The following is a 15212-nucleotide window of genomic DNA, read 5'->3' as shown; positions in this document are numbered from 1 at the left end:
ATGTTTTTTTTAAGTGTTTGACAAGATCAACTTTCACGTACATCGTCAGAGGTTGATTTTGAGATTGCAAAAGTAATGCAATATTTAGAATTGGCAAGCTGTTTTGTGAACTTTAAGCGCTTTCTTGTTCTGGATGCTGCTTTTTCACCTGATTTGTAGCGAACAAAACCAATCCAATGGCAAAAATAGCATAAGGGAGCGGTCCTAAAAGCGCCATGATCTTATTGGCCATCAACAGGGAATCCACTCCGTCACGGGCGGCAACAAAGTTCCAGACGTATCTACCCATGGAAAACATCAGGGCCAAAATTTGTCCAACCAACATTAAAATCGTAGCACCGCTCTTTTGTTTGACCACTAGGATGATGCATGCCACTATCACAACCAATTGTATAATGCCATGCAATAGCCCACTTGCGGCAAAGTAGATAGAGTCGGTGTTGTCCATATCGGTTTATTTTAATAGATCGGGTCTTCGTTGCGTTGTGCGTTCAAAAGCTTGTTCCTCGCGCCATTTTTCAATTTTCGGTAAATCTCCACTGAGGAGAATCTCAGGAACCTTCTTTCCTTTATATTCGGCAGGTCTGGTATATACAGGAGGGGCCAGTAGATTGTCCTGGAACGTATCGGTTAGGGCAGAGGTCTCATCGTTCAAGACCCCGGGTAGCAATCGTATTACGGCATCACATAAAATGGCAGCACCGAGTTCGCCGCCAGACAATACATAATCGCCCACAGAGATTTCCCGGGTCACGAACATATCCCTTACGCGTTGATCCACCCCTTTGTAATGTCCACACAGGATGATAAGGTTTTTCTTCAGGGATATTTCATTGGCCATACGTTGGTTCAAGGTGTGGCCGTCCGGCGTCATGTAGATGATTTCATCGTATTCCCTTTCGCTTTTAAGCTGGGTGATGCATTTGTCTATGGGTTCGATCATCAAGACCATTCCGGCACCTCCGCCAAACTGATAGTCGTCCACCTGTCGGTAATTGCCGGTGGTGTATTCCCGTAAATTGTGTAAATGCACCTCAACCAGGCCTTTCTCTTGGGCCCTTTTTAGTATGGAGGCCTCAAAAGGACTTTCAAGCAGTTCCGGCAATACGGTGATGATGTCAATTCTCATAGATGTATAGCAAATAATGCATGTTTTATTGATACGTTATTTGGGATTCTTCCAAAAGTAGTGAAAGAATGCGGTATCCTTTTTCCAATCCAAGCGTTCATACAGCTTTTGGGCTGGATTGTCCGCAGCGGTCTCCAAAGCCAAACCTTTAAAGCCCATCGCCTGGCAGTGCACTTTTGCTTGCTCCAGCAAAGCTTCTCCCGCTCCGTTTTTTCGATGTTCGGGCAACACAAAAAGATCGTTCAGGATATAGAGGGGTTGCATGGAAACGGATGAAAAGGTTTTATAGAGTTGGGTGAACCCAATGGCTTTTTCATCCTCATAGGCCAAGAAAACAATATTATCTTCATTGGTAAACCGTTCTTTTAAAAAAGAACTGGCACCTTCAAGGTCCGAGGGCTGTCCGTAGAAGACCCTGTAGGCATCAAAAAGGGGGGCAATGTGCTCCAAATCGGATAGGGTTGCCTTTTTTACGGTCATGGGATAGATTCTAGGTTCTTGTACGGATAGTTGAAAGGCTTCCTGAGGGAAGCCTTTTCTTTATTTTTTCTGCTTGTTCAATTCGTCTTGCAACTGACGGCTTATTTTCTGCTCCCGCTCCAAGGCACGTCTTCTGTGGTCCTCATATTCCTTTTCCAGATCGGTAAGGGCAGATTTGGCTTGATGCGTCAGGAAGTTACTGTTTCTGAACCTGTAGATAAAGAAGAGCAAAAACAGCAAAAGGGCAAAGATGATGGACCATAAAATGAAATTATAGGTCCCTTTGCTGATCAAAGCACCAAAAAAGGATATGCTGTCCTTTTCCTCTGTGACCGTGTTCAGCTTATTGGTGGTATCCTGTAGTTTTGTATTGAGATCTTCTATCTGTGCCTCGTTGCCGGTTATGGTTGCGGAAAGGTCCTTGATGCTCTTGTACGCCGTATTGATGGTATCAAAAATATTGCTCTTCACCTCATTGAGACTGGATAGCCGAATTACTTCATAGGGAACACCATTTCCAGATCTATAGTTGGTGGATTTTCTTTCCATCTCCTCAAACTGGCCTTTTATGGTCATGTCCGAATTCTCTGAGGTTTCTTCCTCTTGGGCATAGGATGAAAAGAAAGTTACAAGTAGGGCGAGGGGCAATAAAACTCTTAAATGCTTCATAGTCAATAGTATTCTCGTATTAAATTTAGATTAAGGGTAGGGCGAAATTACATCAATAAACCAGAAATCAAAAGAAAAACCTTCTGACCCTGGATGAAACGCTTTCGCAATACACTACTAATAATACGTATAACGCCTAACCTTGGCGATGTATTTTGCCAACCGAATGACTTGGTGCGAATATCCATATTCGTTATCGTACCATATATAGAGCACCACACTCTTGCCGTCCCCGGACACCAAGGTGGCCTTGCTGTCATAAATGGATGGTGCAGAGGTTCCTACGATATCCGAAGATACCAACTCATTGCTCAGGGAATATTTTATCTGTTCCACCAAATCCCCTTCCAAGGCATATTTTTTTAGGATGGTGTTGATGCCTTCCACAGTGGTCTTGTTCTTTACTTCTAGATTGAGGACCACCAACGAACCGTTGGGAACCGGAACCCGAATGGCATTGGAAGTCAATTTTCCCTTTAGGGAAGGCAATGCCTTGGCCACGGCAGCTCCAGCACCTGTCTCCGTAATGACCATGTTCAGTGCTGCAGCACGTCCCCGACGATATTTGTTGTGCATGTTGTCCACCAAATTTTGGTCATTGGTATAGGCATGAATGGTTTCCAAATGCCCTTTTTTGATGCCTAAGGAATCCTCGATGACCTTTAATATAGGTGTTATGGCATTGGTGGTGCAGGATGCGGCGGAGTAAATTTTGATCTTGTCCGGGTCAAACTCCTTATGGTTTACGCCGTGGACAATATTGGGTACCTCTTTTCCGGGGGCAGTGAGCAATACCCGGCTGGCCCCTTTGGATTCCAAATGTCTGGACAATGCTTCCTTATCCCTGAAGGCTCCGGTATTGTCTATGATCAAGGCGCCAATGATGCCATATTTGGTGTAGTCAATGTCTTCCGGCCTTGCGGCACTGATGAACTTTACCGTGGTGCCATTGATGATGAGGGCCTGGTTCTTGACATCCACGTCCACTGTACCCATAAATTGCCCATGAACCGAATCGGTGCGCAGCAAAGCGGCCCTTTTTTCAAGGACTTCCTCGGTCAATTGGTCGCGGACCACAACGGCCCTGAGCCGTAACTGACTACCTCTTCCGGTTTTGGCCATAAGTTCCCGTGCTACCAATCTTCCTATTCTTCCAAATCCGTACAGTACCACATCCTTGGGTTTGATCTCTTTGGAAAATTGGGCATCCTTTAGCTTGTCCAGAACAAATGCCTTTACATTGAGATGGGTATTGTCATCGGAATGGTACTCGTAGGTAAGTTTGCCAATGTCCAATTTGGCCGGTGGTAGACTGATGTCGTTAATGGCACGTAAAATTTCGACCGAATCAAAAATGGAAATGGGTTTCTGGACAAACTCCCCGGCATATTCGTGCAGGTTGATGATGTCGCTCACGTTCTTGTCAATAATTTGATTTTTGAAGAGCACCACCTCAATGGCCTTGTCGTACCATAGATCACTGATGATCTTTATGAATTCCGTGGTGGCCTTTCTTCGGTCTGCTTGGAAGGCAAGCTCTTTTTCGTAGGATTTGATGTTGCTCATAAGCTCTTGGAAACGATTGTTTTAGTTAGATAGATGTTGGCAAAATTAGATATTTCAAACGTTTTCGTAAAAGAATTCGATATAAAAAAAGCACCCCGATCGAGGTGCTTTCGTATTTTGTTTTCCATGTGCTTTATTGCAGGATCATATGTTCTTTTTCACCTTTTTCATTGATCATGGTAAAGCTGGTGCGGCCATACCTTGAAATCTCACCGAAATGGCGCTTGGCATCATCAATATTGTTGACTTCATTGCCATCTACTTCGGTGATGATCTTGTTTTCCAACCCATATCTTCCGTATGCTTCCGGAACATCAATGATTTTAACCCCTTTGGAGATTCCGAATTTCTTTTGGTCTTCCTTGGAAAGGTTTTTAACCGTAAAACCGGTCATGGGAAGGATGATGCTGGACTGTTTTTTGAGCGTGACCCTTTTGGAAACATTCTTTCCATTACGATCTACAACCACTTCAACCACATCACCGGGTCTTTTGGAAGATAGATATCCGGATAATTCCGAAAACTTATGGACAGCTATGTTGTCCACTTGTTTGATAATATCCCCTTCTTGTAGCCCTGCCTCGGCAGCGCCAGACTCTTCGGTCACTTTGGAAACATAAACCCCGTCCGAGCCACTAAGTCCTTTTTCCTCGGCAAGGGAAGAGGTAAGGTCCCCTCCTTGAATACCCAACAATCCTTTTTGTACGTTGCCAAATTCCATAATGTCCTCCACCACTTTTTTAGCAATATTACTAGGTACAGCAAAGGCATAACCCACATAGGAGCCAGTTTGCGAGGTAATGGCCGTATTGATGCCGATAAGGTCTCCATTGGTGTTGACCAAGGCACCACCACTATTACCCGGATTTACCGCGGCATCGGTCTGGATAAAGGATTGGTTGCGACCCAAAGACCTTGCTTTGGCACTTACAATTCCAGCAGTTACCGTGGAGGTAAGGTTGAATGGGTTGCCAACGGCCAACACCCATTCCCCAATTTTGGCATTGTCCGAATCCCCAAAGGCCAAGTAGGGCAGTGGTTCTTCCGCATTGATTTTTAATAAAGCTATATCGGAATCGGCATCTGAACCGATCACTTCGGCCTCATAGGTCTTATTGTTGTTCAGGTTCACTTGTAATTGACTGGCATTGTCGATCACATGGTTGTTGGTGACAATATAGCCATCGGGAGAGATGATGACACCCGAACCGGACCCGATTTGTGGGGTCTGTTGGCGTTCAAAACCATAAAAGAAATCCGATAGACTGCTTGGGCCTTTGCTCAAGGTCAAGTTTTTCACGTGCACCACGGAGTTCACGGTTTTTTCCGCGGCCAGGGTAAAGTCCACCTCATTGATGCCCGCACCCCTCGCCGAGGTAGGCAGGTTACTTGTGCTCAACAAAGGAATCTCTTCTTGTGAAACGGCCAATTGGTAATGGCCTTTTTCAAAAAATAATTTGTAAGCTCCCAGGGTGATTGCCCCTGCGAATAAGGATACCAGAAATAAACTAGCTATTCTCTTCATAATCAATACTAATTTAACATTTAGCTCTAACAAAATTAAAAGAATTCATTTTTCGGTTTTATGGGTTTAACTCGTTTTTAACTACCAAAAAACTCTTAAAGAATGCCCTATATTTGTTCCTTTGTAGCGAATTATGGAACTACAGTTTTTTAAATACCAAGGAACAGGGAACGATTTTGTGATCATTGACAATCGGCAGGGAAGATTTCCCAAAAATGACACCCAGTTGGTGGCACATTTGTGCGATCGGCGTTTTGGGGTAGGGGCAGACGGATTGATTCTTCTGGAGAATGACCCCAGCACGGATTTTAAGATGGTGTATTTTAATGCCGATGGGGCCGAAGGCAGTATGTGTGGCAATGGAGGAAGATGTTTGGTGGCCTTTGCCCATTTTTTAGGGGTGATCGGTAATGAAACTACTTTCAATGCGGTCGATGGGTTGCACCATGCCACTATTGACAGGGATATGGTGAAGTTGAAGATGGTGGATGTGGCCGAGGTTCGGGAAAAGCCCAATTACAGTTTTTTGGACACAGGTTCCCCTCACCATGTGCAGCTTGTGGAGGATTTGAAGCATTTCAATGTGCCCAAGGAAGGAGCCAAGCTCCGGTACGGAATCTATGGAAAATCTGGTAGCAACATCAATTTTGTGGAGCAATCAACGGATGATACCTTTCAGGTAAGGACGTATGAGAGAGGTGTTGAAAACGAAACGCTTTCTTGTGGAACGGGGGTCACTGCCGTGGCCATTGCCATGCATCAATCCGGAAAAACCGAATCCAAGGTTGTAAAGGTGAAAACGCCAGGAGGTAACCTTACCATAAGTTTCGAACAACAGGATGATACTTATACAAATGTCTTTTTGCAAGGACCGGCCATACAAGTATTCAAAGGTGTAATATCATGTTGACCTTAAAGGGAGAACATATTTACCTGAGGGCCTTGGAACCCACGGATCTGGATTTTCTATATCAGTTGGAAAACGACACTTCCATTTGGGAAATCAGTGGGACCTTACGGCCGTATTCCAAAAAAGTACTTCGCCTTTACTTGGAGAATGCCCATCGAGACATTTATGACGTAAAACAACTGCGATTGTGTATTTGCGATAAAGATGACCAATGTGTTGGCTTAATTGATGTGTTCGATTTTGATCCCAAAAACCGAAGAGCGGGAATAGGCATAGTGATAGCCAACCCTGATAACCGAAATAAAGGAGTGGGAGCGGAAGCTCTTGACTTGTTATGCGATTATGTCTTCTCCGTTTTGGATCTTCATCAGTTGTATGCCAATATTTTGGAAGAAAACACCAATAGTATCCATTTGTTTGAAAAGTTGGGATTTGAAAAGATAGGCGTGAAAAAGGAATGGATCAGGACCAGTACAGGGTTCAAAAATGAGATAATGTTTCAAAAGATAAAAAAGGATGTATCTTAAAAAAATACTTTGGACAGTGGCCTTGCTTGGGCTTTTGGTATGCGGATTGGTGGCCTACCAAATCTATAATGCCATCTTTAGTCCAAATACGCAATTCAATAACAATGAGGCTTTTGTCTATATTGCCTCAGATGCTACCTTCACCGATGTAAAGTCCAGTTTAGATCCCTTGTTGAAAGATTTGTCCACCTTTGAAGCGGTTGCCAAACGAAAAGGCTATGTCACCAATATTAAGGCAGGAAAATACGCCTTAAAAAAGGGGATGAACAACAACGAGATCATCAATACGTTGCGGAGTGCCAATGTTCCGGTTCGTGTATCCTTCAACAACCAAGAGTCCTTGGAGTCCTTGGCGGGTCGTATATCGGAACAATTGGAGGCCGACAGTGTATCACTCTTACAAGCATTCAATGATTCTGATTTTCTTCGAGAAACCAATTTCGATGAAGACAGCAAGTTGGGGATGTACCTTCCCAATACGTATGAATTTTTCTGGAACACCAAGGCAGAAGGCTTCCGTGATAGAATGCTCAAGGAGTATCGTGCATTTTGGAATGAAGAGCGATTGCAAAAAGCCAAAGAACAAAACCTTACCCCAGAGCAGGTAATAGCCCTAGCGGCCGTGGTACAAAAAGAAACGGCCAAAGTGGATGAACGCCGCAGGGTAGCCGGGGTTTATCTCAACCGAATCCGAAAAGGAATCCTGTTGCAGGCCGATCCCACGGTCATTTTTGCCATTAAAAAGGAAACGGGGAATTATGACACCATAATTAAAAGGGTGCTGTACCGTGATTTGGAGATGGATTCCCCCTACAATACCTATAAATATGCCGGGGTTCCACCAGGTCCTATTACCATGCCCGATATCTCCTCCATAGAAGCGGTACTCAACCCAGAAAAACACGAATATCTCTATTTTGTGGCCGATGTATCTAACTTTGGATACCACATGTTTGCCAAAACTTTGGCGCAACATAACCGGAATAAGGTGCAATATACCCGATGGCTCAATGAGCAAAAAGTACTCAGATAACGTTATTCATCGTTAATTTTCAGTTATTTAACGTAATTTGGGCCTCTTTTAAGAAAATCTTAGGAGCTTTACACCAATCAACAAGAACACTCCCCCTATCTTTGCCGGCCAAAATTAATTTCAATACGTATATGTATTGAGATCACTAATATGAGCATTATGAAAAGATGGATAGGTTTTATACTACATCTTGCCATGATTGTAGTTTTGACAAGCTTTGGTTCTTATACCCTTACGAAGAAAAGGAATGTGGAAGTTCCTGATTTTCTGAAGGTAGAGGAAAACTTGGAACTTTTTGCACCTCAGGATTCAGTTGCTGTAAATGAGGTTGATGAAGTGACCCCTCCGTTCCTTGGGAAAGCATATTTTGGATTTAAGGAAGCGCTGGCTTTCAAGGAATCCCAAGGGAAATACCACGTTGTAAATACATTGGGCTATTTGGGCAAATATCAGTTTGGGGGAAGCACCCTGAACTTGATGGGCGTTCATGACATTGAGAGCTTTTTGGACGACCCCATGCTTCAAGAAAAGGCCTTTGATACCAATATTGCAAGGAATAAATGGATATTGCGTAGGGATATCAAACGGTTTAAAGGGAAACGTATAGGAGGGGCCGTGGTCACGGAATCAGGGATTTTGGCCGCTGCCCATTTGGCTGGGGCCGGAAATGTGAAGAAATACCTTAGGTCGTATGGCCAAAATGACGTGGCCGATGCCTTTGGGAGTAGCATTTCGTACTACATTAAAAAGTTCTCGGGATATGATGTTTCCATCATTCCGCAGAAGAAGAATCCAAAGATTTGATTCGGCAAGAAATAAAGAATGGAAAAGCCCAGAATATAATTGTTCTGGGTTTTTTTATGCCTGAATGATATAGATGGTGGGACGTTTGTCCAAATCCACATTGATTTCACTCCACTCATGGGCACTTTTGGTCTGGATGAACTCCGTAGGAAGCGTAATGTCGCAGGCAATGCACAGACGGGTGCTTTTTTGCAGGGTTCTTACCAATTCCTGGACCAACTTATTGTTTCGGTATGGGGTTTCCATAAAAATCTGGGATTGACCTTTATCCCTTGAGAGGCGTTCCAGGCTTTTTATCATGGCTTTACGTTCCTTGTTGTCAATGGGAAGATAGCCGTTAAAGGCAAAATTCTGCCCGTTCATTCCACTGGACATCATGGCCATTAAAATGGAGGAGGGGCCAACCAAGGGCACTACCTGGATTCTTCGTTCATGGGCCACCTTGACCACATCGGCACCAGGATCGGCAATGCCAGGGCAACCTGCTTCGGACAAAAGCCCTACATCAAGACCGTGGATGCAAGGGTCTAAATAAGAAGGAATCATGGAGGGGTCCGTATACTTGTTCAGGGATTCTATATGTAGGTCGGGTTGGGATTTGCCAGGGCTCACTTTTTTGATAAAATGCCGAGCTGTTTTCTCGTTTTCAACAATATAGTGATCTATGTTCTCAATAGTGCGCTTAATGGAAATGGGCAGTACTTCAAGCGGGGCATTGTCCCCAAGTGTTGTAGGAATCAAATACACCTTACCCATGACCAAACCCGGTTTAACCTCTTCTTCCATAGGTTTAATTTAGTTTTTTTGCGATAGCCTCACAAGCCATATCGATCATTTGATATACATCCTCAAAACCACCCACACCTCCATAATAAGGGTCGGGTACCTCCTTAATGCCCAGATTGACCTCATCCAAGAGCAATTTCACTTTGTTGATTTCTTCCGTGTTTTTGGCCAGATCCATCACATTGGACAGATTGCTTCGGTCCATGACATAGATCCAATCGAACTCCGTGAAATCCATTTCTGAAAACCGTCTGCATTTCTGGAATCCAATATCAAGCCCATGCTTTCGCGCCACATCAATGGATCTTTGGTCCGGGGCATTGCCAACATGGTAACCGGCCGTTCCGGCGGAATCCACAAATACCTTGTTGGAATCCACCTTAGATTTTAAAATGCCTTCGGCCAACGGTGATCTGCAAATGTTGCCCAAGCAGACCATCAATACCTTGGTTTTCATTATGTACTGGAGGTTAAGAGAACTTTTTGTTCAGGTCTTCGATATACTTTCGGAACTGCTTGTCGGTTTCAGCTAGGTTGTCCACAGTTTTGCAAGCGTGCAATACGGTGGCGTGATCTCGTTTTCCAATTTGTGAACCGATACTGGCCAAAGAGGCCTTGGTGAACTTTTTGGCAAAGAACATGGCCAATTGTCTGGCTTGGACAATGTGGCGTTTTCTGGTTTTGGATTGAAGGGTGGCCACATCCATTTCAAAATAGTCGGAAACCACTTTTTGGATGTAGTCTATGGAAACTTCACGTTTGGTGTTCTTCACGAACTTCTCCACAACTTGCTGGGCCAGTTCCAAGGTCACTTCACGCTTGTTGAAAGAGGATTGTGCTATCAGTGAAATAATGGCGCCTTCCAATTCGCGAATATTGGTTTTGATGTTCTTGGCCACATGATCGATAATGTCATCGGGCATCTCAACACCGTCACGGTACAGCTTATTCTTTAAAATGGAAATACGGGTTTCGTAATCCGGACTCTGCAATTCGGCGGAAAGTCCCCATTTGAAACGGGACAGCAATCGCTGTTCTATATCCTGCATATCAACAGGCGCCTTGTCCGAAGTCAGGATGACCTGCTTTCCGTTCTGGTGCAAATGGTTGAATATGTGGAAGAACACATCCTGGGTACCAGATTTACCGGATAGGAACTGTACATCATCAATAATGAGTACGTCTATCAATTGGTAGAAATGGATGAAATCGTTTCGGGTATTCTTTTTTACGGATTCGATATATTGTTGGGTGAACTTCTCCGCAGAGATATAGAGCACCGTTTTTTCGGGATACTTGTCCTTTATCTCTACCCCAATGGCATGTGCCAAGTGGGTTTTTCCCAAACCAACACCGCCAAACACCAAGAGAGGATTGAAAGAAGTTCCACCCGGCTTATTGGCCACGGCCATCCCTGCCGATCTTGCCAATCGGTTGGAATCACCTTCCAGGAAATTCTCGAAATTGTAATTGGGGTTTAGTTGGGATTCTATTTTTATGTTCCGTATCCCGGGAATAACGAACGGGTTTTTCAACTCGGGACTTTTGGAGGTAATGGGCACGTCCAATTCTTGGGGTGCGACAGCGGTACGGTTGGAACTTGGAATCTGTTCGGTGAACGGTTCTTTGTTCCCGTACTTGTTTTCCATTTTGATAATGTAAATCAGTTTTGCGTTGCTACCCAGTTCACGGGTCAAGGCCACCTTTAAAAGCTTCACGTAATGCTCTTCCAACCACTCGTAAAAAAACTTGCTGGGAACCTGAATACTCAGTGCTTTGTCAGTCAGCTTAATGGGCTTGATGGGCTCAAACCACGTTTTGAATGCCTGCGGTTGGATATTATCTTCGATAAAAGCCAAACAGTTGTTCCATACGGAATTAGCAGTAACACTCATGAAGTTTTTCCTTGTTTTTGTTGGTTAGCAATAACACTTTTAGATGTAACATCTAGGGGTACTTAGATGCCCAATGGATGCGACAAATATGTGAACAAATCTTTTAAAAAAAAAATGAATCGCTCATTGAATATTTTGTTTTTTTTTCGCATGTTGCCCAAATGTTAACCAAGTCTCTAATATATAATTTTTCAGTTACAATATGAGGTTAAATTCGCATTCTTTTCGGGTTCGTTATGGAGAAACCGACCAAATGGGGGTAGTTTACCATGGCAATTATGCACAATACCTTGAAATGGGTCGGGTGGAATGGTTAAGGGCCTTAGGAATAACCTACCGAAGCATGGAGGAGAATGGGGTCATGTTACCCGTAATTTCTTTGCAGATAGACTATAAAAAATCTGCGCTTTATGATGATTTGATCACCGTGGAAACCTCATTGACCAAAAAGCCTTTGGTCAAAATAGAGTTCGATTATAAGATATATAACGAAGCCAAGGAACTTTTGGCCACGGCACATACCGTGTTGGCCTTTATGGATAAAAAGACCAACCGACCCATTAAATGTCCGGAGTATATTTTGGAAAAACTGGAAAGTTGATTCTTCTATTTTACTTGGTATTTATAAGGTGTAAGGAAGTTATGGCCGTACAAGCGAAGAATTTAGAATACGGCTCAACTATTTTTGACACGAATTGCCACAAATGAACTTGCATTTGAGTTTGTACTTAACTGTGGTTCCTTATCCCATTTTCTTGATACGTACATGCTGCATCTCCTCAAAAAACTGTTGCGTTTGTTCCGCTTCACTTTCCCGTACCGAGATGATAAGTTCGCAGTCCATCTCCATTTTTTGGGAAACTATATCCAAACCTCTTTGCTTGATACCCCGCATGACCTTGTCCATTTCAGGGTACCCAAATCGCAATTGGAATTTGGTGGCCAGGGTCTTTTCGATGATTTTGGAATCTTCAAGCGCCATTTGCGCTGCGGCACGGTAGGCTTGGATCAAACCGCCAACGCCTAATTTGGTTCCCCCAAAAATTCGAGTCACCGTGACCAGTACATTGGTCACATCAAAGGACTGTATCTGCCCATAAATGGGCATTCCGGCAGAATTGTTGGGCTCGCCATCATCATTGGCGCGATAGGAATGTTCTTTCTCGCCCAATTGCCATGCATAGCATACATGGTTGGCAGTATGGTGTTTTTTTCGAAGTTCCTCAACAATAGGTTTTACCTCATCCTCGGATTGGATAGGGAAGGCTTGTGCGAAGAATTTGCTTTTCCGGTCCTTGAAAAGAACCTCGGATGAAGGTCTTGCTATGGTTTTGTACCGGTCGTCTTCCATTAGAACAAAGCTACAAGGATTATGCTCAATACGGCCAAAACCACACCGCCCCAGTTCTTCATGCTAAGCTTTTCCTTGAACATCAGTATCCCCACAAGGGTGGAAAACATGACGATGGCCACGTTGTTCAGCGTGAACAGGGCGGCGCTTTCCAGCATTTCTGAGCGCAAGGCACGAATCAAAAAGAAAATGGAAAAGTAGTTGGGTACCCCCAGTGCTATCCCACCCAAAATGTTTTTAAGGTTGACCCGTAGTGGATTTTTAACGGATTTTACGCCAATAAAGACCAATCCGGTCAATGCGGCACAACCGAAGACCATGGAAGAGAAAAGTGGGATTTCTTGTGAGGTCAGATGCTGTTCCTCAAAATATTTAATGCTCGTATCAATAATCCCTGAACCCAAGAAAACCAAAGCGGGCAATATCAGGTCTCTTTTATGGATGGTGATATGCTGCTCCTTTAACGAAGCCATATAAACAGCCACAAGGGCCAGCAGAATTCCAACTATCTGCCATGCGGACAGATGCTCCTGATAAAAGAGTACCCCGAACAATACGGGAATGACCAATGACATTTTGGTGGCCACAGAAGCCACAGATACCCCGGCAACCTGGGCGGTTTTGGCCATAAGGTTGAAAACTGTGATAAAAAGAACGCCCAAGAGCATGGGGCCCCAAAACCAAGATGCTTCGATAATTTTAGATGGTTCTACATCTCCTTCGTAAAGGAAAAGTCCAACGATACAGGCCACTATATAATTGGTGATGATGGCATAAAGTGTCTGGACCTTGTACACATCGAACAATTTAAAGGCCACAAAAATTAGGGTGGAACTCAGAATACTTAGGGCCAGGTCCATCATTTATAGGTAGCGTTTAAGTTGGGTGATATCTTCATGGCCCACCAAAAGGTTCCAAGTCTGGATACCGAGCTCGGCCGCCACATCGGTATTCTCCTTGGTGTCGTCCACAAACAAGGTCTCGGACGGATTTAAACCGTTTTGCTCCAAGACGAACTCAAATATCTCCGCATCAGGTTTGCTCATTCCCATTTCATAGGACAGGTAGAACACTTCAAATACCTCCTTGAACCGGTTGAATTTTTCCATTCCCATTTGCTCTTTCACACATTCTATATGTAGGTCATTGGTATTGCTCAAAAGGAAAAGGCGGTGTTGGTTTTCTTCGGCCAATTGTTCCAGAAAGGTAAGTCGCTCATCGGGAAAATCCTTTAAAATGGCATTCCATGCCTGGATTAGGTTGTCTTCCTTGGCTTCGGGGAAATAGCCTGAAACTTGATCTAGAAATTTCTGGGAATCCAAGGCTCCCTTTTCGTAAGCCGAAAACAAGAGGCTCAATTCTGGGGTAACGCCCGAAAAACCATATTTTATCATTTCCCGAGCCGTGGCAGGTTTGTCCAGATTGATGAACACATCCCCAAAATCAAGTATAATGTTTTTAATCATTTGTAAAGATGGATAAGGTATCGGTTAAAATGGACTGTTCACTAATTGGTTTTCCATGAAGTTTTGGTGCGGGGACCCCACTTCCAAAAACGGATGTTCCCGTAAAGACCCGTGCCTCGTCCCATAAGTTTTCATCAATAAAGGTTTGAAGGGTACGCGAACCACCTTCAATGATCATGCTGGTTATGGCATGTTGATGAAGTACAGTACAGATTTGTGTGGCAATCGTCTTCGAAAAATCGACGGTTTCATAAACAATGCCCTCCAAATAGCGGGTGGCATCATGGACTTGGGTCAGGACTAGGGTCTTCACCGTTGGGTCCAGCACATGAAAACCCTTCGGAATTTTCAAATCCCTGTCCAAAACCACCCTCACCGGGTTTTTCCCGGCCCAATCACGGGTGGTCAGTTTTGGATTGTCCTCCAATACGGTTTGGGTCCCCACCAAAATAGCCTGCTCTTGGCTGCGCCACTGGTGTACCATTTGTTTGGAATAGGGGTTGGTGATCCAAAACGGTTCCGGGTTGCTCTTCCTTAATTTTGGGTCCGGGGCGATGAAACCATCTTGGGTCTCTGCCCACTTTAATATAATGTAGGGGCGTTTTTTCTCCTGAAAGGTCAAAAAGCGCTTGAGATGCACACGACATTCTTCCTCCAAAACCCCAACCGTGACCTTGCATCCCGCAGCTTCCAACTTTTGGATGCCTTTTCCGGCCACCTTGTCATGGGGGTCTTTGATTCCGATGACCACCTCGGGAATAGCATGTTGAACAATCAAATCGGCGCAGGGAGGGGTTTTTCCATAATGGGAACAAGGCTCCAAGGTTACATATAAAGTCGCTTTGGCAAGAAGGCTTTTATCCTGTACCGAACGGATGGCATTCACCTCTGCATGGGGGCCGCCATACGGACTTGTGTATCCTTCACCAATAATCTTCCCTTCATGCACGATAACACAACCCACCATGGGGTTCGGAGCAGTGGTTCCCAGTCCCTTTTTGCCCAGTTCTATGCCTCGAAGGATGTATTTTTGGTGTATCTTCACCCAACAAAAATAGAACAATAAAACGC

Annotated in this window: 18 protein-coding genes; 5 read left to right on the top strand and 13 right to left on the bottom strand. The window is 44.2% G+C overall.

The window, feature by feature from the left end; genetic code table 11:
* Nucleotides 1–112 precede the first annotated feature (112 nt).
* The 6 genes from F8C76_RS05630 to F8C76_RS05605 all read right to left on the bottom strand — a co-directional run bounded on the left by F8C76_RS05630 (nt 113) and on the right by F8C76_RS05605 (nt 5369).
* Nucleotides 113–448, bottom strand: coding sequence for a hypothetical protein (locus F8C76_RS05630; RefSeq protein ID WP_152130816.1), 336 nt, complete (start codon nt 446–448; stop codon nt 113–115).
* Nucleotides 449–454: 6 nt separating this feature from the next.
* Complete coding sequence (gene trmD, locus F8C76_RS05625; protein ID WP_152130815.1) at nt 455–1129, bottom strand: tRNA (guanosine(37)-N1)-methyltransferase TrmD; 675 nt, start codon at nt 1127–1129, stop codon at nt 455–457.
* A gap of 36 nt (nt 1130–1165) precedes the next feature.
* A complete protein-coding gene (locus F8C76_RS05620) occupies nt 1166–1609 on the bottom strand; it encodes a GNAT family N-acetyltransferase (protein WP_152130814.1) in 444 nt (147 codons plus the stop codon).
* 60 nt (nt 1610–1669) lie between these two features.
* Nucleotides 1670–2278 carry a tRNA (guanine-N1)-methyltransferase gene (locus F8C76_RS05615; RefSeq protein WP_152130813.1) on the bottom strand — a complete coding sequence of 203 codons (609 nt, stop codon included), beginning with the start codon at nt 2276–2278 and terminating at the stop codon, nt 1670–1672.
* Between the two features lie 117 nt (nt 2279–2395).
* Nucleotides 2396–3844: a glyceraldehyde-3-phosphate dehydrogenase gene (locus F8C76_RS05610; protein ID WP_152130812.1), complete on the bottom strand. Its 1449-nt coding sequence runs from the start codon at nt 3842–3844 to the stop codon at nt 2396–2398.
* 133 nt (nt 3845–3977) lie between these two features.
* Nucleotides 3978–5369 (bottom strand): trypsin-like peptidase domain-containing protein, encoded by a 1392-nt coding sequence (locus tag F8C76_RS05605; protein WP_152130811.1) that lies wholly within the window; start codon nt 5367–5369, stop codon nt 3978–3980.
* Nucleotides 5370–5502: 133 nt separating this feature from the next.
* On the opposite strand from F8C76_RS05605, the gene dapF reads away from it, so the two are divergent.
* From dapF to F8C76_RS05585, 4 genes are all read left to right on the top strand, one after another.
* Nucleotides 5503–6279 (top strand): diaminopimelate epimerase, encoded by a 777-nt coding sequence (gene dapF / locus F8C76_RS05600; RefSeq protein WP_152130810.1) that lies wholly within the window; start codon nt 5503–5505, stop codon nt 6277–6279.
* A complete protein-coding gene (locus F8C76_RS05595; RefSeq protein ID WP_152130809.1) occupies nt 6273–6806 on the top strand; it encodes a GNAT family N-acetyltransferase in 534 nt (177 codons plus the stop codon). The genes dapF and F8C76_RS05595 overlap by 7 nt, the downstream gene beginning before the upstream one ends.
* Nucleotides 6796–7839: an endolytic transglycosylase MltG gene (gene mltG, locus F8C76_RS05590; protein ID WP_152130808.1), complete on the top strand. Its 1044-nt coding sequence runs from the start codon at nt 6796–6798 to the stop codon at nt 7837–7839. The genes F8C76_RS05595 and mltG overlap by 11 nt, the downstream gene beginning before the upstream one ends.
* Nucleotides 7840–7998: 159 nt before the next feature.
* Entirely contained in the window at nt 7999–8643 is a 645-nt protein-coding gene (locus F8C76_RS05585) for a hypothetical protein (RefSeq protein ID WP_152130807.1), read from the top strand.
* A 54-nt stretch (nt 8644–8697) separates the two neighbouring features.
* Here the strand turns inward: F8C76_RS05585 and F8C76_RS05580 are convergent, their stop codons facing one another.
* Genes F8C76_RS05580 through dnaA form a run of 3 tightly spaced genes read right to left on the bottom strand, consistent with a single transcriptional unit; the run spans nt 8698 to nt 11324 of the window.
* Entirely contained in the window at nt 8698–9429 is a 732-nt protein-coding gene (locus F8C76_RS05580) for an SAM-dependent methyltransferase (protein WP_152130806.1), read from the bottom strand.
* 4 nt (nt 9430–9433) lie between these two features.
* Entirely contained in the window at nt 9434–9886 is a 453-nt protein-coding gene (locus F8C76_RS05575) for a low molecular weight protein-tyrosine-phosphatase (RefSeq protein WP_152130805.1), read from the bottom strand.
* A 13-nt stretch (nt 9887–9899) separates the two neighbouring features.
* Nucleotides 9900–11324, bottom strand: a complete 1425-nt coding sequence (gene dnaA / locus F8C76_RS05570) for a chromosomal replication initiator protein DnaA (RefSeq protein WP_116217912.1) — start codon at nt 11322–11324, stop codon at nt 9900–9902.
* Between the two features lie 202 nt (nt 11325–11526).
* Here dnaA and F8C76_RS05565 point away from each other — a divergent pair, with 202 nt between their 5' ends.
* The gene (locus F8C76_RS05565) at nt 11527–11925 is read left to right on the top strand and encodes an acyl-CoA thioesterase (RefSeq protein WP_116217911.1); all 399 of its coding nucleotides are present in this window, start codon (nt 11527–11529) and stop codon (nt 11923–11925) included.
* Nucleotides 11926–12066: 141 nt separating this feature from the next.
* Here F8C76_RS05565 and F8C76_RS05560 read toward each other — a convergent pair whose 3' ends face one another.
* From F8C76_RS05560 to ribD, 4 genes are read right to left on the bottom strand one after another with little or no spacing between them, the layout of a single operon-like run.
* The gene (locus F8C76_RS05560) at nt 12067–12675 is read right to left on the bottom strand and encodes an IMPACT family protein (RefSeq protein ID WP_152130804.1); all 609 of its coding nucleotides are present in this window, start codon (nt 12673–12675) and stop codon (nt 12067–12069) included.
* Nucleotides 12675–13538, bottom strand: coding sequence for an EamA family transporter (locus tag F8C76_RS05555; RefSeq protein WP_152130803.1), 864 nt, complete (start codon nt 13536–13538; stop codon nt 12675–12677). The genes F8C76_RS05560 and F8C76_RS05555 overlap by 1 nt, the downstream gene beginning before the upstream one ends.
* Nucleotides 13539–14141: an HAD family hydrolase gene (locus F8C76_RS05550; RefSeq protein ID WP_152130802.1), complete on the bottom strand. Its 603-nt coding sequence runs from the start codon at nt 14139–14141 to the stop codon at nt 13539–13541.
* Nucleotides 14134–15186 (bottom strand): bifunctional diaminohydroxyphosphoribosylaminopyrimidine deaminase/5-amino-6-(5-phosphoribosylamino)uracil reductase RibD, encoded by a 1053-nt coding sequence (gene ribD, locus F8C76_RS05545; protein ID WP_152130801.1) that lies wholly within the window; start codon nt 15184–15186, stop codon nt 14134–14136. The genes F8C76_RS05550 and ribD overlap by 8 nt, the downstream gene beginning before the upstream one ends.
* Between the last annotated feature and the right edge of the window lie 26 nt (nt 15187–15212).

The sequence above is a fragment of the Flagellimonas olearia genome, assembly GCF_009184425.1.
Taxonomy (GTDB): Bacteria; Bacteroidota; Bacteroidia; order Flavobacteriales; family Flavobacteriaceae; genus Flagellimonas; species Flagellimonas olearia.
This window is presented reverse-complemented; position numbering and strand designations above follow the sequence as displayed.